This window comes from Njordella calcicola (assembly GCF_056494125.1).
This window is the reverse complement of sequence record NZ_CM151396.1, coordinates 3,615,118-3,636,149: the sequence shown is the minus strand read 5'-3', so window position 1 is coordinate 3,636,149 and position 21,032 is coordinate 3,615,118. Positions and strand designations below refer to the sequence as shown.

The window sequence follows — 21,032 nt, the reverse complement described above, 5'->3', positions numbered from 1 at the left end:
CAGCAATATATTGCCTAAACACAAAATTTCTCCTAGTTTTCCCAAACCTGTTTACCCGTCTAAGGCTAACTACGGTTACGAGCATTAAGCCTAACAACGCGGAAATGCCGACTATACAGCCAAGTGCTCGAGTTTTATGACTGGCCGGTCACATAAATGAAAATCAAAACAGGTAGAATAACATGACCCGCGAGTCATTCAAGTCGGCGACATGCGTTTTCAGCCGCAAAGTTTCACGCGACCTAAAGAATTCCTTCGAAAAGGATGGCAATAAATCCTGGTTCCAAACTGCCCTCCGTCTACCACGTAGAGGGGCGATTCCTGAAGACTGCCAAATTCAGACTACGTCTGGTAGGGTCGTTCGATCAATTGGGGGCTTGCCGCGGGTGGATCGGATCGCGACCGTGGCAGGTTTCTTACTTGCGACTTGCCTGTTCTTGTCGGCCACTGGCTGCGTGGTGGGGCCTAATGTTCGACCGTCGCACGACCCGCTGATGTCCGACTGGCACGCTCATCACGACGAACGATTTGGTCCAGGAAATGCGGCTGACCACCATTGGTGGATGAACTTCGAAGATCCAGCGATGCATCGATTGATTTACCAAGTCGCAGATCAAAATCTATCCATTCAGGAGGCTGCGGAACGAATTCAAGAGGCTCGAGCACGCGTGGGCGTAACTCGTAGCGGATTGTTCCCTTCCGTCACCCATCAGGCTTCGTACAACCGAATCGATATTAGTGATAATGGCAATCCTGCGGGCATCTCGGGGGTTCCGTTCCCGCCCTTCGATTTGTGGTCCACAGGTTTCAACGTCAATTGGGAAGTTGATTTATTTGGTCGCGTGAAGCGATTAACGGAGGCGGCTTGTGCCGATCTTCGCGCAACTGCCGAAGCGAAGAACGCTTTGCAAGTTAGCATGCTTGGCGACGTGGCTGCATCATATGTCTCAATGCGAGTGATCGAAGCAAGAATCGAACAAGCTAACGCCAATATTGCGATCCAGGAGGAAACGCTAGCTATTACTCGTCGACGATTTGAGGCGGGAGCCATTAGTGACCTAGATGTGGCTCAGGCCGAAGCGCAGTTGTACTCGACCCGTGCGAGCGTGCCAAATCTCGCGCGTGAACGGGAGATTATTATCAATCGCTTGTCGATCTTGCGCGGCGAGCAACCCCGGGGATTATTGGACATCGTTGAACCTTCGAGTTCAATTCCTCGCGTTCCAGCTCAGATAGACATCGGAATACCACACGATTTAGTCCGCAGGAGACCTGACGTGCGTGCCGCCGAACAAAAAGTCATCGCGTCCGGTGCGCGCATCGGAGTAGCCCAGGCCGAGCTGTACCCGTCCGTTTCCTTAACCGGCGTCTTTACAATGGACACAAAAAACCTTTCAAGCCTTTTTGAGAGCGATAGCTTCGGAATGCGCGTCGGCCCAGCAGTGCGATGGAACATTTTCAGTTTCGGTCGAGTCCTTCGAGGAATTGACGCCGCCGAATCTGTATACCGTCAAGCACAATTGCAGTATCGTCAATCGGTGCTCAGCGCCGTGGGAGAGGTCGAAGATGCTATGGTGAGCTACCGTCGCAATCAAGAAATCGCCGAGCAGCTTGAACAAGCGGTTGCTTCCGCGAAACGGGGGGTTGACAATGCGACTGAGCAATACGCATCGGGTGCCATCCCATTTCAGGCGGTGCTCGATTCCCAACGTCAGTTAACACTCATCACGGACGAATTGATTTCCGCCCAAGGCAATATTGTGGTGAGCGTGGTGCGCCTCTACAAAGCACTCGGCGGCGGCTGGAATCTGCAGAATTCCACACCAGTTGTCGATCAGGCTATGACGCAGAATCCGGTCATTGAAGCGGCACCAATGCCAGCACTCGAGTCATTCGACGAGATTGATTAGACGGTTTCGTGACAAGAGCTTGTCGATGCCCTGAATATGCCTGGTTCTTTTAGAAAACACAAAGCACTTGGTGTGTACAATGGCTACAGAAGCACCACTGGTTGAATGCAGTTTTCTGACCTGGAAAGTGCAAAGCCGAATGTTTGCCAACTTTTTAACGTGGTTTCCCTGAGAGAGGAGCGTTCATTGTCGCGCGATAGCAGCACAAAGCATCCCTCACCAGGGCGGCCGGTTGATCCTGAGCTTCGAGATCGCAGAATTGCGGAGATTCTGCAGGTAGCGGCACGACTTTTCGCTGAGCACGGGTATACCAACACAAACATCCAATCCATCGCCGACCACCTTCAGATCAGCAAGGGATTGGTATACCGTTACTTCGCTAGCAAAGAAAAGCTATTTGCTGCCTGCCTGGAGGATGCCGTTAATCGCTTGAACGAGACGATTCAATCCAGCGTTGACCCGAGTCACACTCCACTGGCAAAACTAAGCCAAGCGGTTCTCAGCTATCTGATTTTCTTCCATGACAACTCCGAGGTCGTTGAGCTGTTTATTCAAGAACGAGTCTTTTTTCGAGACCATACCCATTCCACCTACTTTGCTCACCGCGAAGCTAATATGGAACCGTGGCGTGAGCTGTTGACCGATTTGGCGCAAAAGGGAGAAATACAAGATCTGCCAGCCGAACAAATCTTGGATCACATCGCGGACTTGCTGTACGGCATCATCTTCACTGACCGAATCAACGGCCGACGCCAACAGCCTGAAGAACGGCACGTGCAGATTATGAACATCCTATTCCACGGACTCATCAAATAGTGGGGCGAGTCGATCGGAGTAGATTTCGTAATTGTCGACCGTTCAGCGAAAGTTTTGGCTTCAACGACTACAGTCTTGACCCCGTGCTTGAGAATTGAGGCAGTGCTATTTAATAAGTTTCAGAATGACACCCTTGCAAACATCAAGGTAGTTGTACAGGGTAGGGAGGCATGCCTGGGTAATAGTGTCCTGGATGGCCTTCGGGCAGATTGTCGGGGAAGTGGTAACCTGGTGGCAAGTGATAGGGATGATCTGGTGGAAGCCGCGGCCAGATGATGTTGGGGAGCGGAGGTGGTGCTTCAATAACCACTGGTTCATCTGGTGGAGGCGGCCAAGGCCAATCCTCGGGCCACCATGGCGGACGTGGGCCCGGGTCTTCGCTTGACGATCCTTCATCGTCGCCTCCAGAACTCTCCGGTGGAATATACGGTGGTTGTTCTGACGGCGGATCGAAGGGTGGAATGAATGGGTACGGTGGCATCTTGGGTTTGAACTTATCAATCATTGCAAGTTACTCCTTTGCAAGGGACTGGGATGACGAAACGCGACGCGCCTACTAGGACACATCGCGCACTGGGGAATCGACTTGGTTTCGAGGAATAAGCGAAGCTCGTCGTCGCTCGCTGTTGGCGGGCAAGATTCGTAGTCACGGAACAAATCCCACTCCGAAATGGATTCGAGGTGGGCTTTTGTCTCTAGCTGTGGCCAATATGCGAGTGCGGGACATTTAGCGAGACAGCCATTCACAAGCTGGGTGCACGTTCGCTGCATACAGACGCGATACGCAGCGTCTGGCTTGGAGTTGAATGGCATCGGCTTGCCATCGATAACGTTGTATTGCCGCATCCAGCCTTTGTGCGATTTGCGAATGTTGATGCGAAGCTTCGGATACTGCTTACGCCAACTCCGCACTATCGCTTTCACGTCGCGGAACCGTTCGAGGTAGTCTTGATGTGTTCCATGCTGGCTAATTTCAAGTTGGCACTCTGTATCAACGAGAACCTGGGGCAACTCTGGGAAGCGGTGCATGAGGAATCCATTGGTGACCAGCATCAGTTCACTGTCGTGCCAGTGTTGTCGAGCAAGCTGAATGTGCTCCGAGATCGCAGGATTTAGCAGCGGCTCGCCGCCAAGCAAGGCGAATCGCGTTGGCTTAAGTCGATGCGACCATTGCGAGTACTCGGACTCCGCGTCAGCGACCGTTGGCAACCTGCCGGCCAAGTGAAAATTGCTGTAGTGGCTACACTGCTGGCAGGACAAGTTGCAACCATGAGCAACGTGGTACTCAAGAGCGGGCAAGCTGAAGCGTTCCATCGTCGCCCTCTTTGATACGAAGCTTGAAACGACGAGCATTCACGCCAAGGCGGATGAGAAACCGAGTAAGCACCAAGTGAGATGAGAACGTCTCATCCAAGCTCGTCAGTCTCTCGTCGTAAACTGTCAGCTCATCGGACCACGTTCCTGAAACGAGCAGCTTCGGATAAACAGCCAGAAGGTTCGCTGCGAGATCGGGTCGAAATATTGAGCCAATGTCGTAGCTCGCTGGCGGATCGTCTTTCCACTCGTTTATCAGTTCGATCGATTGACGGTTGTCAGGAAATGGCAATTCAGCCGGTTTGCTTCGCTGCCAGCGACATCGATCCAGATGCGATTTGCTGGGGCCAATGAAGTGGTAGACAAAGGATTGCATCACTGGATTGGTTGCCCACTCAGGCGTCTGCAACATGCTGACGTTGAAATCAGGCGGGAGAAATGCGATCGTCTCAGGTTGATCGTTCCACAGTTGATTGATGATCAGCGACTCATCCGTTGCTTGATCGTTGGCTCCGAAGGTCACGATCAAGTACTGGATGATTCGCTCGAACATGCGAGCAAACGTCTCGGTGTCATAGAGATACAGTCCACCGTTAGGATGCATCCAGGTCGGCGCGGGATTTAGTCGACAACGTTTGGCCCAAATCTCGTGCGCTGTCTTTTGCCACCCGCCGTTGTCGATTCGGTTTTGAGCGCACTGGCGTTCTGCAACTATTGCGAATTGGCCGGGTTGAGCCAACTCGAACGGCGATGGGCAGTCGCTTCGAATAACCATGTCATTGTCGATCTGCAGGACATGCGACGGACCGAACCGCTTTGCAACATCACCACAGACGAACATCTTTTGCCAAAATGGATGGCATGGTTGCAGAGGACGTCGAATCCAATGCAACTCGGCGTTCCATCGCTCGGCAGCAGCCTCGACACTCTCTCGTACTGTCGGTACCGCACGGCGCGGTGGCAGATCCAGAATTGCGATGACTCGCTTCATTTCCAAAGTACCTTCCTTAATCCGTGTTTACGAAGAGCCGCTCTTAAGAACACTGGTCGATGTCGCGTGTAGGCCGGCGGATCGACGTGGATGTGCGGAAATACGTGGTCCATCGCCACTCCAACCCTGACGCCGGCAATCTTGGCTCGCCAGAAGAAGTCCCAGTGCTCGTCGACCTTCAGTTCTTCATCCCATCGAATGGCCTGCAAGATGTCACGATGGGCAACGAAGCAGTTACAAACGAATGCGCACTCTGCGATGTCACCAATGCGCCGATACTCACCGCGTGGAATGTGAAGTACGCCACCGGACGAAGTGAGCAGCCGGGGCGTTCCGTCCGGATGAGGGCGATGTGGTTGCTTGCTGAGTGTTGCCAATAGATCGAGCCGACTCGATTCGAACTTGCGCACGAGATCATTCAGTCGCGTCTGCGGACCAACGACGTGATCGTCATCGGAGAAGATCACCATCCGAGTTTGCGCGGCTTCAACGAGACGATTGCGACCAGCCGACAATCCGATGTCATATTCGGTCTCAATGAGTCTATCGACCAACGCTGCTTCGTCAGGACAGGTAAGCGAGAATCGCAGCTCAGGCTTCCCGTCGTCGAGAACATAAATCAGCGGACGGTCATCGCCACAATGCTCGTAGATGCTGCGGACGAGCGTTGCGCAGCAATGAGGGCGATGGATGGTCTTGATGCAGAATGTGACGCGATCACGCATGGACGATACCTCCTCCTGGATAACGCAGTGAATCAAAGCCGTGTTTACGAAGCCCCAATCGGCGGAACTTGGGTCGGGCTCGCAGAGCTCCGTAAGGCTTAGCTGCCACATGGTCGTGGACTACTGAGCAGTCGAGTGCAACGGCAATTTGCAGATGCTCGATCTGGGACGCCCGATAGAAAAACTCCCAGTGCTCGTACGTTTTGATCTCGTCATCCCAGCGAACGCGGGCGAGCGTGTCGCGACACGCAAGGAATGCGTTGCTGACCATGTCGCACCAGCAGGTTTCACCGATGCGTTTGTGTTCGCCTCGATGCATCCAGATGCGGCTGCCATTCATCAGTGGGCTGAAAAGCATAGGCCGGCCACCAGCGCCCTGACGGACAGCCAGAATGTCGAGCTCGTACTCGATGAACCGCTGGTAGACGCGATCGAGGTGTAGCTCTGGTGTGACGATTTGATCGTCATCGAGCAGGAAGATGAATTCGGTGTCGGCGGCATCAATGGCCGTGTTGCGTCCAATTCCGACGCCCACATCGTGTTGCTCAAGGTCAATCACTTTGCAGTGTTTAGCGGTCTCGGGATACTTGCGCGAGAACCAATGTTCGGGCAGGCCATCGTCGACGACAACGATCTTGGGTTCGCCGAACTCCTTTCGAAGCGATTGGACGAGTCGATGGCAGGCCCAAGGCCGATGAATGGTCTTGATGCAAAAGGTAATGTCTTGAATGGGTACAGTTGCTTCCATGTTTCACCACGCGTTAAGGAGTTTGCGAGCAAGTTTGATGGCATGGCGATAGTCTTTGAGACGCTTCGCGCTGCGTTTGATATGCAAGATCGAGTTCAGTGGAGCGACGTTTCCATAAAACGAGATCAGGGAGTTGTCGAAGGCCTTCTCGAAATCGTCAGCGGTGCAGCCCATGACTTCACGCATCACGTCCAGCGGTGGCGAGCACGCGATGCGAGTTGATGCACGCAGGCCTCCGGCTCCGTCTGGCTCGCCTCGCTTCCACGGTCGCTTGAGAGAACCAGCGGCATCATCGACAGAGGCTTGCCAATCGTCATCGCTGAGACTCGGATCAAGCCAAATGTCGAGATCACCTTCTTCCCAATCGATCCCATGCAACCGCAGTGCGCCGGAGCCGATGATGAGGTATCGATGTCGAATCTTGGCGAGGACGTCTTCCACTGGTGTCATCCGAACTTCCTCAACTCCGGGTTCACGTGGGCGATCGCCGAATCGATCTCTTCGGCAGTGGGCTCAATGCCGAGGAATGCGATCAGTTCATTGATTGCGGTTTCGGGATCTTCCGTTAGCTTGGCGAAGTTGATCCGATGGACGGGGACTTCTGGATGCTCTTGAATGAACGTCTCGCGATGTTCAAGAAGCGAACGCTGTAGCTTGTCGCAGGCGTCATCGCCGGCTGCGAACCATTGGCCTGGATGTCGGCTACTTCGATCTTGAAGCGAACGAATCGATGCTTCGATTGGGCGATCCACGGCGATGATTCGCAGCGAGTTACCGAGAGCGTCGGAGAGGTGGCTTGCGAATCTGCAAAGATGCGGATACTTGCCGCCAGCGACAGTGCGGTCACGAATGGCTTCTGCCTTCCGCGTTACGATCCAGGCCTTCAGTTGCTTGGCAAGCTGACCATCCGGGATCTTGGGATCGATCGCTGGGAATCGCATCGCCTTTTCACAGAGGTTCGCTAGCCCGATCGCCTCGCCACCTCCAGTTGCCTCGTAGCCACCGAGTTCGTTGCCCATGTGAACGCCCAAATGATGCATGACCATTGCCACGCAACTTGTTCCACTGCGATGGGGCCCGAGGACGGCGAAGAACGGCGCGTCGCTGTGGTCGGCATTCTTGGCATCGTTGAAGAACCTGGTTTGGGTCCACTTGCGACCGCAGATGTTGGACTTGGTCGGCAGTTGGCCGACGAGCCAGCGATCGGGGGTGTAAACCGGAATAGACTCTTTCTCGACATTCTTGCCTTGGACAAGGGCTTCGTATCGCCGCTGAGTCAATCGCCCCAGGTGATGATCGATGTGGTGCTTTAGGTGCCAGTCATTCCAGTTGAGGTGGCGATAGAGAGTCTTCATCGTTGCACGACCACGCACCATGAAGGCATGTGTGCGATTGACGTTGTAAGGTCGGTAAACGTGGTCGCTGATCTTCTTGGGCGGATGTTTGGCAGCGTACAGGTGTTGGCCTCCGAGATAAGCTAGTCCCCAGTCTTCAGGAAGTTCGCGAACGTATGCATCGAGGTGTTCAACGAAGTCGGGAACGAACCCTGCGTCATCTTCGAAGACAACATACGAATCGATCCCTTCAAGCAAACATTTCTCCAGGATCAGCAAGTGCGAACGGTAGCAGCCCCAGGCACCATTGCCGGCACGCCACTGCTCGGGCGTCGCTAGTCTGCGACCATCGATGGCTGCGAATCGCTCGACGTCTGGGAATGGCCATGGCTGCGGTAGTTGCTGCATCCACTCGCGCAGACGATCGTCGCGTCGATCGAGATTCATGAGGAAGCAACGTTCAACGATCTTCTTCGTCGGCATCGAAATCGTCTTCGTTGGGCTCGGGTGCACCGTCTGGGAACTTACGTTCGAACCGGCGGATGGCAGTGAGCACGAGTGACTTGGCGATGGTTCTAGTAAACTTTCCATGGGGTAATCCTCTGAGCTGGGCTTCTTCCAAAAGCCATTCGATAATGGTGTCGAGATTCGTACGGCATCCTTCCACGCCCCAATCATTCATGGTCTCGGCGCGGGTCTCACACTTGCAGGTGTCGCTTGGTCTTGCGAACCATGCGAGCATCTTGCGAAGTTCACTGCCGGGACCTGGCTTGTAAGCCGCGATCCGCAGCGTCGTGGGCTCTTCCTGATTGGGCAGGTAGCTCTTCAGCAGTGTTTTGAGTTCGTCGACGTTTTGATTGCGTCGACGCCGGTTGACGATGGCCATACCGATCGTCACGAGGTTGACAGCTTGTGGATTCGAACACTCGCTGCAGGCTCGGCAGCCGCTGGACGAAGCCTGGACGGAGCAATCGGCCAGATGGCTGGCAACCTGGCAGCGGTTGTCGTTGGTCAGATTGGGACAATGCATCATGCTGCCACCTCCACAACTTCACCGTCGTACCCACCCGATCCACTCGGTGGATCGCCAACTTCGGGACAATCACTTTCAAGGAGCTGCCAACCGCAGGACCAGATCCATGTCGTATTGCAGGGCTCGCTCGTGCTGCTGTCGGATGTGGGAGGTTCGCTTGGCGGTTCGCTATCAGAATGGCTTACGCTCGGACGATCCGACTCGCTGGTGGATGGATCATGGGAGTCACTTGTCGAAGGATCATTCGAATCGCTTGTCGATGGCGATGAATCACTGCCTGAGCCGCTCGTTGATCCGCTTCCAGAGCCGCTCTGCGAATAGCTGCCAGATCCGCTGGTGGAATGGCTGGTCGACCAGGGAACGCTATAGCTTTCACTTTCGCTGTAACTTGGTCGATCGCTACTGGATCGACTTTCTGAACCATCGCTGCTCGATGGCTCGCTCGTTGATCGCGATTCACTGCCTGATTCGCTTTCCGACTGGCTTTCCGACTCGCTTTGCGATTCACTCGCACTGTCGCTGGATTCACTCGCCGAGGCAGACCCGCTGCCACTGGAGTAACTGGGCTCTGAATAGCTAGGCCATGAGTAACTTGGTACTGATCGGCTGTCACTGCTCGGATCTTGGGAATCCGATTGGCTTTCCGACTCGCTTTCGCTTTCCGAACTAACCGATTCACTTTCTGAACTATCGGATTGGCTGCTGTCGCTTCCGCTCGATTCGCTCTTGCTGGAATCGCTACCGCTGGATGATCCCGAGTAGCTGTCGCTGTATGACTGGCTGTAACTGGTGTCGCTGGAGTACGATTCGCTTTCTCGCGACGAATCCGATTCGCTCGATTCAGACTGGCTGGATTCTGATTCACTTGATTCGGACTCACTCGACTCCGATTCACTCGAGCTCGATCCACTGGAGCCGCTGGACTTGCTCGAATGACTCGAATCAGAGCTTGATCCGCTCGATGAGTGACTGCTTGAGTAAGAGGGCTCACTCAGTGAAATAGATTGGCTCGAGTCGGAAGAAGATCCGCTTGATGCGGATGATCCAGAACTTGATGATTGGCTTGAGCTTGAATGCGACGAGCTCGAGCCGGATGAACTCGAAAGACTAGACGAACTCGATCCAGAACTTGAGACCGACGGTGCCGAGTAGGATTGCGACGAACTTGAATGCTCGCTCGACGATGAGCTCATTGAGGATTGGCTACTCGATGAGCTGATGGAACTGGATGAACTTGATGAGACGCTTGAACTGCTCGACGAGGATGGGCTCGATGAACTACTGCCGGAGCTGCTGCTGGAGCTGCTCGACGATGACGATGAGGATGAACTCGAAGAGCTAGACGAGATGCTGCTGGAACTTGAACTACTGCTTCCCTCGCAGCAGCGGCAGCCGATGGTTAGGTAAGCGCTGGTGTCCTCGTGAAAGTGACAGACGATCTGTTGGCTTGTCAGAAGGGCATAGTCACAGACATTGTAGACCGCGACCTTTACTCCGATCGGTGCCCAGACACCGTTGGCATATCGCAGTTCGCGAGCCATGCCCCAGCTTTTCGCCTTGAGACGAGATACTGGTTTGCAAAGCAACGTCTGCTTGGGCGGGTCGATGATCCAGGAACGAATGCCATCGTAGGTGACGCTGAGATACTGATCACCTTCGTAGTTGGAAACCGGACCACGAATCCGCTGAGCGCTCGGGTTGCGAGCGATAATACGAACACCTTGTCCATTCGGTTTCAAGACCGGCTCAATGGTGCCAGCATCGTCGAGCTGAAAGAGGTCGCAGTTGGCGGAACCGGTCGCAAGACCAGAGCGACCAGGGATACCACCGCTGGGAACCTTCGCCAGGAACGCAGGATCGGCCGGCTTACCAACGCGAACGACAGCCCACTGGACGCCGGTCTGATTCGCATCACGTCGCCATAGGATCTGGGCCGAGCCGTTGGGCTTCGACTGGAGCGTCGTTCCTCCTGAGTCGGCGACGTCGGCATATTGATGCCAGGTCTCTTGAACATTCACACGAGCGGCAACCACGCCGGCGAATACCACGCGACCGACTTTGTCCTCGGCGATCGGCTCAATGGCTACACCGAATCGACCTGTGTGCTCGTCGGCGACAGGTCGAACCGATTGGATTGTGGCGTCGCGTACGAAGCGAGCGAGTGCTGAATTGTCGACGTCTGGATCGCCCAGTGGGGCGTTAAAACCGACGATTCCACCGATGGGCACAGTGGTCGAAGATTGAAAGTGAACGCGAACGGTGGCAGCGTCGCGAACGTGGATGCGGTTTCCTGCGCCACCGGCAAGTCGGTCACGCGCAACTGCATCGGCGGCCGCGAGCAGACGGTTGTATTCCGCTGCCGTGATATTGAGTTTCTCGCCTGGCCGAACGCGCCTCGCCATTACTCGATCCCCAATGCGTTGAAGTTCGCTTCGGGGTAAACCTGCTCGACGTAGGCCGCTTCAGGAACTTGTAGGACGCGATCACCAACCACCTCTTCGCCGTGCTTGACCCAGAGATAGTCCCAGCCTCGCTTCGCCACGCCGGAGATGTTGCCAACCGTAAGGTTGATCTCGTTGGGCCGCGCCGCGAAGTGATAAGTCACATCAACCCAGTTCTGTTCGTCCTCGCCGCCTTCGCCACCCAGGAACAAGGCCTCGCCTGGCGCAAAGATCGACCAGGGACTTGAATTGACGCGGCCGGTCATCGCGACCATCGCGAGAAGGTATGCCGTCGAGACGAATTCAAACTTCTTGCGGACCGAGAACTCGAACGCGGGAACAGTGACGTCGACACCTGCGACGCCCGAGTCACTTACACCAATTGCACCGCGATAGTTGGGAGCGATCTTGCCAGGGGCAGCATAGATTCCACGAGTGAAGAGCGATTGATTGAGATGCGTTGACGCGCCGGTCGTATTAAACGAGACAGGATCAAGCTTGGTCCGATTAATTGACGCCGTGACGAGCGCGTGCTTGTCGTTGATGTACTCGCCATCAATCTGTAGATAGGGGATCAGGTCTCGCTGGGTGGCTCGATAGTGGGCCAGCGCCGCGCTTGCAGCGACTGCCGGGTCGACTAAGCCACCATTGGTCGCCACATAGACGAACGTATCCGAGGTCGTCTTGCCACGCGTTGCCTTCTTGGACAGCGCGGCCAATTCAAAATTGTATCCACCGTGTGAGAATCCCATTAGCTGAACACGAAGCCTCCCGTGCGGGCGCGTTCGGCCAGCTGAGCGGTGTTCTCAGCGGTTTGAATGATGGCTCGCTTGACATCATCCGACAGGCCTTCGCCGGTGACTGGTGGCATCTGCAGCCGTGCGACGCTTTGTGATAGAGCCGCATCGAACTCCTCGAGTCGAACTCGCACCGCAGCAAAAGATGCAATAAGAGATTCCAGGTTGAGCGATGGCTTGGTTTCTTCAGGAAACAGCGCGTCGGCCAGCTCGTCGAGTTCTTCCTCCGACATGTCTTGAGACTGCGTTATTGGCGTCTCTTTTGTCGGAACAAGGACTTCGGGCACCTCCATGTTTTCGGGCTCGGTGTCCAACTGCGAATCGACATCAAGATCGCCTGCATCGGCATCTTCATCAACGTCGGGTTTGTCAGCGACTTGCAGAGTTGGAATCAGCGATGCGCCGCTACCAAGTCCCAGACCGCGACTATCGAAGTTGCCGGCCGCTTCGGTCTTCTCGGCCACTGCTTCTGGGCCACTAGAGAACTGATCCAGCGAATCCTTGGCCGACCGATCAAGGCCAAGCTTGAGGTCCTTCTTCTTGGGCGGCTTCAGTTTGGGATCTTTGATGCCATCGACTTCGACCTTGGGAACCTTCAAATCGCCGGGTACTGGTGGCGCGGGTATAGGAGGGATCGGAGTGCCGGCGTCTTGTTCTTTGGGGGCTTCTGGCTCTTGCGGTTTTGCAGCATTGGCTGCTTCCACAGCTGCGTCGAACTCAGCTTGAGCGGCGGCTACCTGCTGGTCACGTTCTTTAGCGCGATCCTCGGGCGATTGGCGACCAGCTTCGCGGGCAACACGAGCCTCTTCTCGCATTTGATCGAGGGTCTTTTGAACGCCTGCGGTGGTATCTTCAATCGTCTTTTGTCGCGATTGTCCGGCAGTTTCGTTCTGTTTGAACTGTTCCTCTTTCGATGCATCAACGGTTTGGTTCTTGGCTTCAGTCTCCTGATCGATAACCGCCATCTCGGCATCAATGTCGCGACCTGCGCGTGCCTTGCGACGTTCTTCAAGTTGCTGCTTGATGCCTTCCTGCATCTGAACACGGTTTGATTCGATCTGCTGTTTCCGAGCGTCGCGCCGCTTCATACGATCGGCGATGGTTTGCTGTTTCTTGGCTTCTTCAGCTTCGTCCGCTGTCCGGATCTCCTTGTCGATTTTGGCCATTTCGACTTCGACATTCACATCGTCATCAAACAGCGACTTGAGTTTGATCCATGCCTTGCGTAGAAAGCCCACCGTCGAATTCCACATCGACTTGACTTGGGCGACGAACACCGACCAGGTATCGGCGAGATAGTCGATGGTTTCGACCCAAGCAGTTTCAACGCCTGCCAGAGCATTGATGAGCACGCCACCGATCTGAACAGAAACGTCGCCAGCGATGTCGACGAGTTCACGAAGCCGAATGAATCCTTTCTTGAGGAAGCCGATCGTGGAGTTCCAGCCCTTCTGAACTGAGGTTGTGAGGATCGTCCAGCCATCGGCCATGAAACCCAGCGTTGCATTCCATACGCTGGCGAGGCCTGAGAGCGCACTGATCAGTACATCACCGACCGCATAAGCCGTGTCGCCCCAAACATCGGAGAGATAATTGGTGAAGTCGGCCCAAACGCCTTTGAGATAGGTTGTGCCTTTGATCCACTGCAGCTTGAGATAGGTCCACAGTACGTTGGCTGCGGCGGTAATGTCACCGGCAGCCAGTGCATTTGCGATCGCACCGAAGGCCTTGATCGTGTCGGCCTTCAGCGTTTCGAAGACGCCTTTCAAGTACTCGATCGCTTGGCCAGCGATGCCGGTGGAGTAGATGAAGTAAGCACCCAGTGCCGCAACGGCAGCGACAACCAGACCGAGAGGCGTGAACAGAGCGCCGATCATGGTCACAAGGACACCGATCGCAGTTCCCGCCAGCGAGAACATCGAAGCCAAACCACCGACCGCGAATGCAGCCACACCAGCGGCGCTACCGATGCCGATGAACGCTGCGCCGACACCAACCACGCCGGCAACGATGAGGGCGACCTTCTTGACCACTTCCTGGTTCTTGCCGATCCATTCGGTGAGTCCAGACAATGCCCGTGAGATCGCATTCATCATCTTGGTCACAGAGAGATCGAGTGATTCGCCGATCGCAATGGCCACGCCCTCTATCGAGCTCTTGAGAATTCGGAAGGCACCGCCAATTCCCGAGTCCATATCAGCAGCGGTCTTGGCGGAGATTCCACGGGCCTTTTGAATCTCGCCGAGCAATTGCCTGGTATCGGTGACCGACTTGCCGATTGCCGATGCGCTTGTGATGCCCAACAATCCAAACACTTCGTTAAATGCAGCAGCCCGATCCCCAGAACCCATGTTGGCGGTCGCAGCAGCAACTTCCCCAAGCACGTCGACGAGCTTGCGAGCGTTGCCTTGTGCGTCTTTCGTAGCAACACCAAAGACCTTTTGAAACTTCTCTGACTCCGAGGCGCTGAGCGTGAGCAAACGACGCAGCGCGGTTCCGGCCTCGCTGCCTTGAATCCCGAGATTGCCAAGCGTGCCGAGAATGGCGAGCGTCTCTTCGAGACTCATGTTGGCATCGGCAGCCACGGGACCGGCGTACGACAAGGCCTCGCCGAGTGATTCGACCGAGTTAAACGACTTGTTGGCGGCAGCCGTCAATCCGTCAGCAACTCGCACCGCATCAGTGGCTGCCATCGAAAACTGTCGAATCGTGGCGGCCATGATGCCGGAGCTGAGCGTTGCGTCGGTACCTGTGGCTCGCGCAAGATTCATCACAGCGCCGGTCATCTCTTCGATCTGCTTCGGTGAGAAACCGGCTCGTCCGAGCTCGGTCATCAGCGAGGCAACTTCACTCGCCGAGAAACTCGTGGTTGCCCCGAGAAGCTTGGCTTTCTCACGCAAGGAATCGAAAGCCGCTCCGGTCGCGCCTGCCACCGCACCTGCGGCGCGAATGGCATCATCGAAGTTTGCATAGACGGCGACACTTCCAGCCACAGGAGCTGCGGCCGCGACTCCTAGTCCCATCAGCTTGGTGCCGATCATTCGCGTGGACGCGCCGAATGATTTCAGCCGCTTCTGCGCAGCCTCGAGCCCCTTGAGGAACTGCGCACTCCTCGCGGTCAGCTCGACGTAGGCTCCTCCGGCTTTGACTTGAGACATAGCAACTCGGCTAATTTGGGTTGAAAACTCGCACCGAGCATCGCTGCAGCTTGCTCAACACTTCCGCGAGCAACGATCGGTTTCTGGTCTGCGTAAGGATTGAAGTCGTCGGGCTTGAATGGCTTGCGACGTCGCTTGCGATCACGGTTCATCTCGGCCATCAGTGCCATGATCGTGCTGGCGACATTCCAGTCGTGCTGGCGTCTGGCCTCAGCCATCTGCACAAGTTGGCGAAGCGTTAAGGGACCTGGATCGACTCCGACGATGCCGGCAAGTCGGACGATGAGTCGCTCAATGTCGGCACAGCGAGCTTGCGTTCGAGATCTTCGACGAGCTTGTCGACCAAGTTCGGATCGTCCAGTCGCTTCTCGATCGCATTGATCCCCCGAGTCTCGATCAACTTCTGTTTCTCGGCCGCCTTCCGCAGAAGACGGCGTCGGGACTCCGGGAAGTAATTGATCAACGCTTCGAGGAGTGCACCGGTTGCATCGTCGATCGAGTTTCCAGCAAGGCCCTCACCGAAGGCTTCGTCCGTGATCTGCTGCTGATCAGCTTGCGGCTTGCAAATCGCAAATAGCACATCGCCGAGGAGCAACGGATCGGTCGAGAGTCGTGTGATCAAATCACCGTCGATCGCTTCCAGCAGATGCACCCCTGTGAGAGTCTTCACGCGGCGCAGCGTCGTGTTATCGATATCCACAATCCAAATGCGACCGGCGCGGTCAACGAACTTCTGCATGATGCCTCCCTGAGTGTTATGAATCCTCTAAACCAACGACAACGACAGCGATCAAGGACCAGCTAAGCCAGGTCCCACATTCATGCCGCCACCGGAACTCGACTGCGTTGGCTTGAGAGTCACATCAGCGGAGATGACCTCTTCCAAGTTCTGGTTGACATTGAAGGTCATCACTTCGCAGGTCAGTGTGAGCGTGCCACCAGCGTCGCTGATGCCGACATCACAAGGATCACCACTGCTCCACAAGCCTTGAAGCAAGCCGAAAGCGCTATCCCCATCCTTGTTCAGCACTGTGAACTCGATGGACGCATCCTTCAGTGTTCCGACCGTTGCGCGCCAGCCGTTGTTGGCACGAGTACTGGCGTCGGCTTCGGCCTTTTCAAGGCTGACCGTCAAATCCTTGACATTGGTGATCTCGACGCCGTCGACGGTGAGGACGGCTTCGAGACCAAGTCTTACTTCTGGCATCGTGAATGATTCCTTATGGCGAACGTTTACTTGACTGAGTTGGCCCAAAACATGGGGAGCCGACTCCGGTTGGCATCCAGTGCCGGCTTCATGAAGGGGCGCTTGGGGTAATGACGAGGTTTGTTGTCACTGCGACGTTCGTTCTCTTCAGCAACCAAGCGAGTGGCTCGATTGGCTTGTGCTGCGGTTCGCAATTCGATCCGCGCAAACTTCGTCTTGTTTCCGTGCTGTTTGATTCGGATCGGACCATGCTCGCCAACTCGAAAGCGATGTGGCTTCAGCTTGCGGCGTTTGGTTGCCACGCCACCGAATTCATGCAGGTTCCAAAGGCGGCCTGCGATCTCATTCACAGGCCCGATGATGACTTCGGTCTTGTTATTGGTTACTTCGTAGCGAATGACTCGCCTGAGCATGCCTGTCTGGGTATTCGGTGGGCTTCCAGGTTTGGATGGGTTTTTACGCTTACGAATGCTCCGACTTGCTGTTTTACGGATGGCACCGCCGGCCTCGCTGATCGATGTAAAGGTGGCAGTTTCCACCTTCTTCTTCAGCTTTCGCTTATCGAATTGTGTTCGAACGGTGAGCCTGATCATCGCGCCAGTTCAAAGGTTAAGGTCAACAAACTTGTAAACTGACGCAGTTGCTCCCAGTGTTCACTGGAGTACAGCACGGCATGTTCGGCCTTCACGCAGCGAGCTGCTTGAAATGACACGAGCCGCTTCAAGCGAAACTCGTCTGTGATCTTTTCCACCAGGTCCACCAGCGGGTCGATCTCCTCATTGGTTCCCTTCGAAAACTTCTTCTGCACAGCAACATCCACACGGCAGTGGTATCGGTTATGGGCGCGATCATGAGGCAATAACTCGACGTCGCGAGGCACCACGCTCACGCGAAGTTCCTTCATGTCTTCGAGGTCGAAGTTGGGAACGTACAAACGCTCGGCCACGAACTCGAAATCGAACTCGGCGGCATTGAGCTGGGCGGTGACGCTGTCGGCAACTTGTAGAACGGTCGTCATGAGGGATGGGATTCGATCTGTTTGGTGTGGATGCGGAGTTTCAAACGGAATGGGTCGCTGTAGCGCCAAGGTGGGTCGCCACCAAGGGCCATCACTTCAAAGATGAAGGTGTGGTTGCCATCGATCTCAACGATCGTGTCTCCTCGGCGTGGCAACGTTCCGATGATCGACTGGAGCAGAGATTGAGTGTCGATCAGGAAGTCGCGGACCTGGCTGCGAGTGACAATTCCCTCGCCATCGTCCTGGTCGTACATCGACTTGCCGATTGTTGCTTGGAGCACGGCTCCAAGCTCTCCTCGGCGATACACGACCTGGCGAGACGCGTGCTGGGTGAGTTTGGAGGCAAGCCACTCCTGGCCCTTTTGAAGCATGTCTGTCATGACTCGGCTTTTGCCTTCGTGTTGCCCAGCAGCTTCGAAGCCTTCGTTCGAACTTCATCGAGCCAAACCGCATCGGCGCGGCGTTGGTACTCGGAAGCAACGGCATTCGCCTCTTCGTCAAGCTGTTGCTGACGAAGCGTTGTTTGACGAACGGGCTGGGCTGGTTCTGGAGTTAAGAACGCAACGGGCGACGCTTGCTTGAGTTGCTCTGGTTCCCGTTTCTTCACAGGAAGCAGCGCAACTGCCAGCAGGACGACGACCACAATGATGGCGATGGCTAATAACATTTTTGGGTTGAACCTCATCTAGGAGAGTGGATTGGGTTAAAGCAACGCTCAGCTAATGCCGCGTTTGATCAGAATGAACACGAGCAGGACGGCTGCGATTCCGATGAGCGCGACCGTTGCGATCTCGCCGGCCGAGAGCCAAAGCAGTGCGTTGCGAGTGTCTTTCGCTCCGTCGAAGAGATCGCGCACTCGATCCAATGGTCGACGGTCTTCAGAGGGTGGCGTTGGGCAATAGCCATCGGGACAATCCTCGGCCGACAGATACAGCGTCGGCGTGATCGCATCGTCCCAGGAGTAACCTTTGGTTTTCACTGCTCCAGTCTTCTGCGCTTCTTTGGCTTGCTTGTAGAGCGTGTATCCATGACGCAAATCCGAGTAGAGCTCGTCCGGCGTGCTCGGAATCATCGAACGACCAGCGGCGTGGATGTGCCCGCCGGTTGCGTCTTGGAAGAGCACCACAGGGAACTGTTCTGCGGGCACAATGTCGGCATAGCGAGTCTTGTAGATCGCATTGGTTGCCGTATAGACCTGGAATTCGCAGCTTTCCTTGAGCGCCGCAAGTTGCTTGTTCTGAGTGAACCATTCCTGCAGTCGCTGACTTGTTGCATCGGTGTTAACGAACAGCGCGATCTGGTAACTCTTCTTCGGTGGAGGAGCTGCGGGATTCGAAACGGGAGTTACAACCAACGGTTCTTGAGCGGGCTTTGGAACATCCACAAAGTTCGGCGTGACGGGGACTGGTTGGGCCACTGTGGGCGTCACCGTTGGCGTCACGACGGTCGGTTGCACAATTGTGGGTTGAACTACCACCGGCGCGGGATAGACGCGTTGTGGTAGGCAATTCGGCGGACAGTTGCGGATCTGTTGCTTGATCTCACCTTGGGCCTGCAAGTTCACCGACTGCGGCTCTTGCAACTTTTCGATCGTGCCCACACTTGGCGAAGTTGGTCGATAGTTGGGTACCGTCCAGCTCTGCTCAGGCTGAGGCTGCGCCGGCTTGTTATGTAAAGCAGTGAAGACAACACCCAGGAGAATCGCGTGGACGATTGCCACCACGATCAGGCCCAGACTTAAGCGAATTCGAATCGTATCGTTGATCATGGTGATTACAGAACCTCATAACTTTGGTAAGGCAGTGAACTGCTGGGATCGTTGAGAACGGTCAGGGCAAAGCCTCCATAGCCTGCCCACAAGCGGATGAACTGTTCGCGAGGCGTGAGTTCGAAGCGCCCCGGATAGTTGTTGTCGAGGATCGCTGCGTATTGCTTCCCATCACGCTCGATCCAGCCAACGAACGTGCAGCAGTGCGCTGGCTTCCACCAGAGGATTGCACCTCGCCTAGTTGCACTTGCCCAATCGAGGAAACGAGGATCAGCCTTGAGCGTGTAGCTGTAGTCAATGCCGGCAGCATCCAAGCGATCACGCAGACGTGAGTCCCACTCGCCATCGGCATAGGTCGCTCGCCAGCGTTCGCCAAGCTCGAATCTATTGAGCCAACGGAGATGGTTCACGAGCGATGCATGGACGCAGCTCCCTTGGCCAAGCGAGCCTGTCCAATTGCGCTGATGCAATTGCACTGGCAGGTTCGCTGGTGGTTGCTCCGGTGCAGGCGTTGGCAATGCACGAACGTTGACGACGCCCGAATCGCAGCCAGCCAATACGAGCAGCATCAGTGCACAGGCTGAAATCAATTGTTTATGAATCATATTGAGCTCGTTGATAAAACTGTTGACGGTGACGACTAACGCTGGACCGCAAACGCAGGGATCGTTTGGAGAGCCGAGGCTCAACTCGTGCCCCTGGTGCGGGCCAGCGGTAGTCGTCGCTAACTCTTGAACACCACCCACAGCTGCGGATTCGACTGCGGCGTCGAAGCCACGAAGCGAATGGGCAGCCCACACATCGCCTTCATCGTGACGTAGCGCGGATTAGTTGGATCGAACAACTCACTCTCGTACTTGGCGAGTTCTGCGACCTCTTCGTTGGGAAGCCAGCCTTCGATCGTCCACTGCGATGGCGTCGATTGCTTGGCAATACAAAAGCAACTGCGGAATTCGCCCACCGAGATCCACTGGCTAACCTGGCCGTTTGCCAGACGCAGTGGCTGAACAGACCGTGCGCGATCGACAGTTACTTTTGCGATTGATCCCATGGCTTATTGACTCAGTCGTAAACGGACACAGCGGGTTCCTGGTGGAGCGGACTCGATGGCTTTGCCCATCATCGGATGGGCGTAAGCGTTCTTGACCACATGCCAACTGATCTCCGACCAGTAAAGGATCGTGCCAGCGGGAATGTTGGTGGTTGGATCTTTCACGACATCGAAGACGCCCCGCATCGTGATGCTGCCACGTGAGCCCGCACTAATCCCAAACTTTGCGATGCCCACGAGCCGGTCGACGACAACCACTGAGCCAGCGGCCACGTCGGACTCGGGGACGATCGGCAAGGTGTTACCATCCGCGACGAAGATGGTTCCTGCATTTATGATTTGTGCGTTGTTGCTCACGGCGTCTCATCACTGGCTCAGGCGAACGCGAACGAAGGAATCAGTGGCGGCAGCGTCATTGACGACTTTGCCGAGATAGGTGGTGCCAACATCGTCAGCGACGACGCTGCCATCCTCGTCGACGTATACCTTGGTGCCTGCTTCGAACTCGACAGCCAAGGCAGGGTCTTTGGGAATATCAAAGACACCTTCCACGGCGATCGAGCCAAGCGAGCCGGCCTTGATGTCGCGTTTGGTGATTCCCACCAAGTCGCCTTGGATCACGATTGATCCAACCGCGACATCAACGGTGGGAGTGAAATCGACGGCCTTACCGTCATGAACAAATTGAGCTTGCATGGATTATGGAATCCTTGAGGACAAA

Annotated in this window: 28 protein-coding genes; 4 read left to right on the top strand and 24 right to left on the bottom strand. The window is 55.4% G+C overall.

Features of this window, described 5'->3' with window-relative positions; all coding sequences use genetic code 11:
• Positions 1-404 precede the first annotated feature (404 nt).
• Together SH302x_RS13945 and SH302x_RS13940 are read left to right on the top strand one after the other, a co-directional pair.
• Positions 405-1,910, top strand: coding sequence for an efflux transporter outer membrane subunit (locus SH302x_RS13945; protein WP_479363015.1), 1,506 nt, complete (start codon positions 405-407; stop codon positions 1,908-1,910).
• A gap of 186 nt (positions 1,911-2,096) precedes the next feature.
• On the top strand, positions 2,097-2,726 hold the full coding sequence (locus SH302x_RS13940) for a TetR/AcrR family transcriptional regulator (protein ID WP_479363014.1): 630 nt from the start codon (positions 2,097-2,099) through the stop codon (positions 2,724-2,726).
• Positions 2,727-2,868: 142 nt separating this feature from the next.
• On the opposite strand, the gene SH302x_RS13935 is transcribed toward SH302x_RS13940, so the two are convergent.
• The 9 genes from SH302x_RS13935 to SH302x_RS13895 form a co-directional block, all read right to left on the bottom strand.
• On the bottom strand, positions 2,869-3,231 hold the full coding sequence (locus SH302x_RS13935) for a hypothetical protein (RefSeq protein ID WP_479363013.1): 363 nt from the start codon (positions 3,229-3,231) through the stop codon (positions 2,869-2,871).
• Positions 3,228-4,040, bottom strand: a complete 813-nt coding sequence (locus tag SH302x_RS13930) for a radical SAM protein (protein WP_479363012.1) — start codon at positions 4,038-4,040, stop codon at positions 3,228-3,230. The genes SH302x_RS13935 and SH302x_RS13930 overlap by 4 nt, the downstream gene beginning before the upstream one ends.
• Positions 4,012-5,031 (bottom strand): hypothetical protein, encoded by a 1,020-nt coding sequence (locus tag SH302x_RS13925; protein ID WP_479363011.1) that lies wholly within the window; start codon positions 5,029-5,031, stop codon positions 4,012-4,014. The genes SH302x_RS13930 and SH302x_RS13925 overlap by 29 nt, the downstream gene beginning before the upstream one ends.
• A complete protein-coding gene (locus tag SH302x_RS13920) occupies positions 5,028-5,756 on the bottom strand; it encodes a glycosyltransferase family 2 protein (protein ID WP_479363010.1) in 729 nt (242 codons plus the stop codon). Before SH302x_RS13920 ends, SH302x_RS13925 begins: the two co-directional genes overlap by 4 nt.
• Positions 5,749-6,504, bottom strand: coding sequence for a glycosyltransferase family 2 protein (locus tag SH302x_RS13915; RefSeq protein ID WP_479363009.1), 756 nt, complete (start codon positions 6,502-6,504; stop codon positions 5,749-5,751). The genes SH302x_RS13920 and SH302x_RS13915 overlap by 8 nt, the downstream gene beginning before the upstream one ends.
• 3 nt (positions 6,505-6,507) lie before the next feature.
• Positions 6,508-6,954 (bottom strand): hypothetical protein, encoded by a 447-nt coding sequence (locus SH302x_RS13910; RefSeq protein ID WP_479363008.1) that lies wholly within the window; start codon positions 6,952-6,954, stop codon positions 6,508-6,510.
• Positions 6,951-8,321: a glycosyltransferase family 25 protein gene (locus SH302x_RS13905; RefSeq protein WP_479363007.1), complete on the bottom strand. Its 1,371-nt coding sequence runs from the start codon at positions 8,319-8,321 to the stop codon at positions 6,951-6,953. The genes SH302x_RS13910 and SH302x_RS13905 overlap by 4 nt, the downstream gene beginning before the upstream one ends.
• Positions 8,299-8,871 (bottom strand): hypothetical protein, encoded by a 573-nt coding sequence (locus tag SH302x_RS13900; RefSeq protein ID WP_479363006.1) that lies wholly within the window; start codon positions 8,869-8,871, stop codon positions 8,299-8,301. The genes SH302x_RS13905 and SH302x_RS13900 overlap by 23 nt, the downstream gene beginning before the upstream one ends.
• 181 nt (positions 8,872-9,052) lie before the next feature.
• Positions 9,053-9,862 (bottom strand): hypothetical protein, encoded by an 810-nt coding sequence (locus tag SH302x_RS13895; protein ID WP_479363005.1) that lies wholly within the window; start codon positions 9,860-9,862, stop codon positions 9,053-9,055.
• A gap of 227 nt (positions 9,863-10,089) precedes the next feature.
• Between SH302x_RS13895 and SH302x_RS13890 the strand changes: the two genes are divergently transcribed.
• Complete coding sequence (locus SH302x_RS13890; protein WP_479363004.1) at positions 10,090-10,278, top strand: hypothetical protein; 189 nt, start codon at positions 10,090-10,092, stop codon at positions 10,276-10,278.
• Between the two features lie 20 nt (positions 10,279-10,298).
• Positions 10,299-10,796, top strand: a complete 498-nt coding sequence (locus SH302x_RS13885; RefSeq protein ID WP_479363003.1) for a hypothetical protein — start codon at positions 10,299-10,301, stop codon at positions 10,794-10,796.
• Positions 10,797-10,954: 158 nt separating this feature from the next.
• On the opposite strand, the gene SH302x_RS13880 is transcribed toward SH302x_RS13885, so the two are convergent.
• The 15 genes from SH302x_RS13880 to SH302x_RS13810 all read right to left on the bottom strand — a co-directional run bounded on the left by SH302x_RS13880 (position 10,955) and on the right by SH302x_RS13810 (position 21,007).
• On the bottom strand, positions 10,955-11,185 hold the full coding sequence (locus SH302x_RS13880; RefSeq protein WP_479363002.1) for a hypothetical protein: 231 nt from the start codon (positions 11,183-11,185) through the stop codon (positions 10,955-10,957).
• Positions 11,186-11,272: 87 nt separating this feature from the next.
• Positions 11,273-12,064: a hypothetical protein gene (locus SH302x_RS13875; protein ID WP_479363001.1), complete on the bottom strand. Its 792-nt coding sequence runs from the start codon at positions 12,062-12,064 to the stop codon at positions 11,273-11,275.
• Positions 12,064-15,267: a phage tail tape measure protein gene (locus SH302x_RS13870; protein WP_479363000.1), complete on the bottom strand. Its 3,204-nt coding sequence runs from the start codon at positions 15,265-15,267 to the stop codon at positions 12,064-12,066. Before SH302x_RS13870 ends, SH302x_RS13875 begins: the two co-directional genes overlap by 1 nt.
• Positions 15,228-15,485: a hypothetical protein gene (locus tag SH302x_RS13865; protein WP_479362999.1), complete on the bottom strand. Its 258-nt coding sequence runs from the start codon at positions 15,483-15,485 to the stop codon at positions 15,228-15,230. Before SH302x_RS13865 ends, SH302x_RS13870 begins: the two co-directional genes overlap by 40 nt.
• 20 nt (positions 15,486-15,505) lie before the next feature.
• Positions 15,506-16,006, bottom strand: coding sequence for a hypothetical protein (locus tag SH302x_RS13860; protein ID WP_479362998.1), 501 nt, complete (start codon positions 16,004-16,006; stop codon positions 15,506-15,508).
• Between the two features lie 51 nt (positions 16,007-16,057).
• Entirely contained in the window at positions 16,058-16,474 is a 417-nt protein-coding gene (locus SH302x_RS13855) for a hypothetical protein (protein ID WP_479362997.1), read from the bottom strand.
• 26 nt (positions 16,475-16,500) lie between these two features.
• A complete protein-coding gene (locus SH302x_RS13850; protein ID WP_479362996.1) occupies positions 16,501-17,067 on the bottom strand; it encodes a hypothetical protein in 567 nt (188 codons plus the stop codon).
• On the bottom strand, positions 17,064-17,492 hold the full coding sequence (locus SH302x_RS13845; protein WP_479362995.1) for a hypothetical protein: 429 nt from the start codon (positions 17,490-17,492) through the stop codon (positions 17,064-17,066). Before SH302x_RS13845 ends, SH302x_RS13850 begins: the two co-directional genes overlap by 4 nt.
• Complete coding sequence (locus SH302x_RS13840) at positions 17,489-17,872, bottom strand: hypothetical protein (protein WP_479362994.1); 384 nt, start codon at positions 17,870-17,872, stop codon at positions 17,489-17,491. The genes SH302x_RS13845 and SH302x_RS13840 overlap by 4 nt, the downstream gene beginning before the upstream one ends.
• The gene (locus SH302x_RS13835; RefSeq protein WP_479362993.1) at positions 17,869-18,159 is read right to left on the bottom strand and encodes a hypothetical protein; all 291 of its coding nucleotides are present in this window, start codon (positions 18,157-18,159) and stop codon (positions 17,869-17,871) included. The genes SH302x_RS13840 and SH302x_RS13835 overlap by 4 nt, the downstream gene beginning before the upstream one ends.
• Before the next feature lie 48 nt (positions 18,160-18,207).
• Positions 18,208-19,260 (bottom strand): hypothetical protein, encoded by a 1,053-nt coding sequence (locus tag SH302x_RS13830; protein WP_479362992.1) that lies wholly within the window; start codon positions 19,258-19,260, stop codon positions 18,208-18,210.
• Between the two features lie 5 nt (positions 19,261-19,265).
• Positions 19,266-19,865 carry a hypothetical protein gene (locus SH302x_RS13825; protein WP_479362991.1) on the bottom strand — a complete coding sequence of 200 codons (600 nt, stop codon included), beginning with the start codon at positions 19,863-19,865 and terminating at the stop codon, positions 19,266-19,268.
• A gap of 119 nt (positions 19,866-19,984) precedes the next feature.
• Positions 19,985-20,311: a hypothetical protein gene (locus SH302x_RS13820; protein ID WP_479362990.1), complete on the bottom strand. Its 327-nt coding sequence runs from the start codon at positions 20,309-20,311 to the stop codon at positions 19,985-19,987.
• Between the two features lie 3 nt (positions 20,312-20,314).
• Positions 20,315-20,668: a DUF2190 family protein gene (locus SH302x_RS13815; RefSeq protein ID WP_479362989.1), complete on the bottom strand. Its 354-nt coding sequence runs from the start codon at positions 20,666-20,668 to the stop codon at positions 20,315-20,317.
• Between the two features lie 9 nt (positions 20,669-20,677).
• Entirely contained in the window at positions 20,678-21,007 is a 330-nt protein-coding gene (locus tag SH302x_RS13810; protein WP_479362988.1) for a DUF2190 family protein, read from the bottom strand.
• Positions 21,008-21,032 lie beyond the last annotated feature (25 nt).

What these genes read in the sequence shown, in the direction of transcription:
- SH302x_RS13845 (WP_479362995.1), bottom strand. Translation starts at nt 17,492, where the DNA reads ATGACGACCGTTCTACAAGTTGCCGACAGCGTCACCGCCCAGCTCAAT.
- SH302x_RS13890 (WP_479363004.1), top strand. Translation starts at nt 10,090, where the DNA reads ATGGAACTGGATGAACTTGATGAGACGCTTGAACTGCTCGACGAGGAT.
- SH302x_RS13835 (WP_479362993.1), bottom strand. Translation starts at nt 18,159, where the DNA reads ATGTTATTAGCCATCGCCATCATTGTGGTCGTCGTCCTGCTGGCAGTT.
- SH302x_RS13910 (WP_479363008.1), bottom strand. Translation starts at nt 6,954, where the DNA reads ATGACACCAGTGGAAGACGTCCTCGCCAAGATTCGACATCGATACCTC.
- SH302x_RS13810 (WP_479362988.1), bottom strand. Translation starts at nt 21,007, where the DNA reads ATGCAAGCTCAATTTGTTCATGACGGTAAGGCCGTCGATTTCACTCCC.
- SH302x_RS13830 (WP_479362992.1), bottom strand. Translation starts at nt 19,260, where the DNA reads ATGATCAACGATACGATTCGAATTCGCTTAAGTCTGGGCCTGATCGTG.
- SH302x_RS13825 (WP_479362991.1), bottom strand. Translation starts at nt 19,865, where the DNA reads ATGATTCATAAACAATTGATTTCAGCCTGTGCACTGATGCTGCTCGTA.
- SH302x_RS13855 (WP_479362997.1), bottom strand. Translation starts at nt 16,474, where the DNA reads ATGCCAGAAGTAAGACTTGGTCTCGAAGCCGTCCTCACCGTCGACGGC.
- SH302x_RS13920 (WP_479363010.1), bottom strand. Translation starts at nt 5,756, where the DNA reads ATGCGTGATCGCGTCACATTCTGCATCAAGACCATCCATCGCCCTCAT.
- SH302x_RS13905 (WP_479363007.1), bottom strand. Translation starts at nt 8,321, where the DNA reads ATGCCGACGAAGAAGATCGTTGAACGTTGCTTCCTCATGAATCTCGAT.
- SH302x_RS13900 (WP_479363006.1), bottom strand. Translation starts at nt 8,871, where the DNA reads ATGATGCATTGTCCCAATCTGACCAACGACAACCGCTGCCAGGTTGCC.
- SH302x_RS13930 (WP_479363012.1), bottom strand. Translation starts at nt 4,040, where the DNA reads ATGGAACGCTTCAGCTTGCCCGCTCTTGAGTACCACGTTGCTCATGGT.
- SH302x_RS13875 (WP_479363001.1), bottom strand. Translation starts at nt 12,064, where the DNA reads ATGGGATTCTCACACGGTGGATACAATTTTGAATTGGCCGCGCTGTCC.
- SH302x_RS13925 (WP_479363011.1), bottom strand. Translation starts at nt 5,031, where the DNA reads ATGAAGCGAGTCATCGCAATTCTGGATCTGCCACCGCGCCGTGCGGTA.
- SH302x_RS13865 (WP_479362999.1), bottom strand. Translation starts at nt 15,485, where the DNA reads ATGGCTGAGGCCAGACGCCAGCACGACTGGAATGTCGCCAGCACGATC.
- SH302x_RS13870 (WP_479363000.1), bottom strand. Translation starts at nt 15,267, where the DNA reads ATGTCTCAAGTCAAAGCCGGAGGAGCCTACGTCGAGCTGACCGCGAGG.
- SH302x_RS13860 (WP_479362998.1), bottom strand. Translation starts at nt 16,006, where the DNA reads ATGCAGAAGTTCGTTGACCGCGCCGGTCGCATTTGGATTGTGGATATC.
- SH302x_RS13850 (WP_479362996.1), bottom strand. Translation starts at nt 17,067, where the DNA reads ATGATCAGGCTCACCGTTCGAACACAATTCGATAAGCGAAAGCTGAAG.
- SH302x_RS13820 (WP_479362990.1), bottom strand. Translation starts at nt 20,311, where the DNA reads ATGGGATCAATCGCAAAAGTAACTGTCGATCGCGCACGGTCTGTTCAG.
- SH302x_RS13840 (WP_479362994.1), bottom strand. Translation starts at nt 17,872, where the DNA reads ATGACAGACATGCTTCAAAAGGGCCAGGAGTGGCTTGCCTCCAAACTC.
- SH302x_RS13915 (WP_479363009.1), bottom strand. Translation starts at nt 6,504, where the DNA reads ATGGAAGCAACTGTACCCATTCAAGACATTACCTTTTGCATCAAGACC.
- SH302x_RS13935 (WP_479363013.1), bottom strand. Translation starts at nt 3,231, where the DNA reads ATGATTGATAAGTTCAAACCCAAGATGCCACCGTACCCATTCATTCCA.